This window comes from Deltaproteobacteria bacterium (assembly GCA_019308995.1).
In the GTDB taxonomy this organism is placed as follows: Bacteria; Desulfobacterota; Desulfarculia; order Adiutricales; family JAFDHD01; genus JAFDHD01.
The window spans coordinates 1-2505 of the sequence record JAFDHD010000210.1 but is presented as its reverse complement, the minus strand read 5'-3'; the positions used below and the strand labels follow the sequence as shown (position 1 = coordinate 2505).

The window sequence follows — 2505 nt, the reverse complement described above, 5'->3', positions numbered from 1 at the left end:
TACGGCGGCGCAGTTACTTTTGGCTACGGAGCTGAGGCTTGCTCCGGCACGGACTTTCACCGTGCGGGTAGAGCGCCATCATGGGCGCACGATTCCCGCTTTCGCGGGAATGACGATTCTGTTTTGTTGTCATTCCTGCGCAAGCAGGAATCCAGGTGCCAAACAAGGGACCCTAAAAGAACATATTTCTGCCAACCGCTGTAGCTTTTACCCCTTTTTTGTACTTTTTTCCTATTGCTTTTTTAACCGTTTTTATTTGGTGATAAGTTCTGAGGTCGTTGTTTCACCTCCATAATATTACGGCTTGCCATCCTCGAACCACATCGGATGCGAGTGCCAGTACTGGGTTCTGTACTTGATATACATATCATTGTTCCAGCCGTGGACCTTTTTCCTGAAGGCGATGACGGCCATTTCCCCCCAGAGCCAGACGTCCGTGTAGTCATGGTAAAGCACTTTTTCCAGCTGGTAATAAACCTTCTGCCGCTTCTTATCGTCAACCTCTCTCCTGCCCGCCTCAATAAGCGCGATGACCTTCTCGTTGCGGTTTCTTCCGAAATTGAAACCACCTTCTGGATGGTAAAGCGCGGTGGCCGGCGAGTCCGGGTCCTGAATAAATGGGTAATAGAGGCCGCCCAGGTCAAATTCGAGTTTCTCCATCTGGTCCACCACGGCCACGGGGTCCAGTGAAACCGCCTTCCAGTCAATGCCCACCTTGGCGAGCATGCTTTTTAAAGCCACGGCCACGGTCTGGGAGGCGGGATCGTTGGCCATGGAACCCTTTATGGTCAGGCCTTTCTCATATCCGGCTTCGGCCAGAAGTTTTTTGGAAAGCTCAGGGTCATAACGCACCGGCTTAAGATCAGGGTTATGGGCCCAGTGGTCTTTGGGATACATGCAGCTCGCCATCCTGGCCAGGCCGAACTGCGTGCCGTAAATCAGGGCCTTTCGATCAATGGCATGGGAAACAGCCCGGCGCACCCGGATGTCCTGACACGGCCCCTTGGCCTGGTTGAAGCTCAGTCCGACCATGCTGTTCAGCGGGTAGACGTGGACGCGGAGATTGGGATCGTCCTTGAGCATCAGGTACTGGGACTTGCTGAGATTCATGGTGTCAATCTTGCCAGCCCTTAAATTAGCAAGTTTGATGGATGAATCAGGGATAATAATGATCTTGATCCCGTCAAAGTAAGGCATGTCCGCATGGCCGACACTCGGGCCGAACCACCAGTTGGGATTCCGTTTTACTTTTAAAAAATTGCCTGGACTGGCGTCTTCAAACATAAAGGCGCCGGTGCCGACAGGATACTGGTCTGTATTCTTGAGTCCCTTGGCCCTGGCCCTGGCCTGTGCAGCCTGCTCCTCTAACCTGGCCAGGGTCTGCCTGGCCTTTTCCGCTTCAGCCGCGGCCTTCCTGGCTGCGGCTTCGCCCCTGGCGGCGGCCTCTTTAGCCTTTTTCTCAGCTTCGGCGGCCTTGTTTTTGGCCCTTTTAAGCTTGTGGGTCAGGCTCTTGGCTTGCATAAGCAAGATATCGCCCTTCAAGGCCCGGGACGATATCATGTAACCCATGAACCCGGTTGGAAATGAAGCCCACGGGTCCCTGGTGCGCCACCTGAGGGTGTATTCATCCAGGACTTCGAGCGACTTGAACCGCTTCATCTGGCCCCTGGTCCAGCACCTGTTCCTTTTATCCTTGACCCATTCGAATTGGTACTTGAAGCTTGCGGCGTTGAAGTCAGTGCCATCGTGGAATTTGACGCCCGGCTTCAGCTTCATGATCAAGGTGGTGGGGTTGATAAACTCCCAGGAATCCATGAGCCAGGTGACCCTCTGGCTGTAGCGTCCGTCATAAGCGGTGTATCCTTCATAGAATAATTTGATGACGTCCCAGTCATGGACCGGCCAGTGGTTGGGGTTCATGAGCCCGACGTATCTGGTGGCGGCCCGCCGGAAGTACCCGCCGCGAACCGGTTTGGTGGGCCAGTATTTCCGGCCCCACTCCATCCAGCCGGTGTCCAGGTTTTTCCTGGCCCAGGTCCAGACATCTTTTGATTTTGAAATCTCCCTGGCCTCAGCAGGTAGAACAAACAGGATCATCAGCGCCAGAATGAAGACAGCCCCGAGGCTACTCATGCGAAGGAAATTTGCTTGTCTGGATCTCATCTTTATTATCCCTCTGAATTGGGTTAATACGTTCTGACAATCAATCACTTAAGTTTAATTGTCAATACGAAAAAGAGTAATTTGGGGTATTGATAAAACGAAAGGAGATAGAAGCAAGGCGGTGTTTACTTGATTTTCGAGCCAGTACAAGGCCCGGAACAGAGGTGATCTCAGACAGGCAAACCCCTGGCTATCTGGACACAATCTTTTTCGATAACGGCAACGGAAACCATGCGGGTAAATCGCCTGGCGCGGTTAAATATACTACTGAATTCTTCTTTGCTATTCGTCGAGAACGGTTCTCTTAATCAAGCCTTTTAGTTTTGAGGCTACGGTGTCAAT

At 52.3% G+C, this 2505-nt stretch carries 1 protein-coding gene; it reads right to left on the bottom strand.

Going from position 1 to position 2505, the window contains the following annotated elements; translation table 11 throughout:
- Positions 1 to 297 precede the first annotated feature (297 nt).
- Positions 298 to 2133 (bottom strand): ABC transporter substrate-binding protein, encoded by a 1836-nt coding sequence (locus JRI95_16975; GenBank protein ID MBW2063239.1) that lies wholly within the window; start codon positions 2131 to 2133, stop codon positions 298 to 300.
- Between the last annotated feature and the right edge of the window lie 372 nt (positions 2134 to 2505).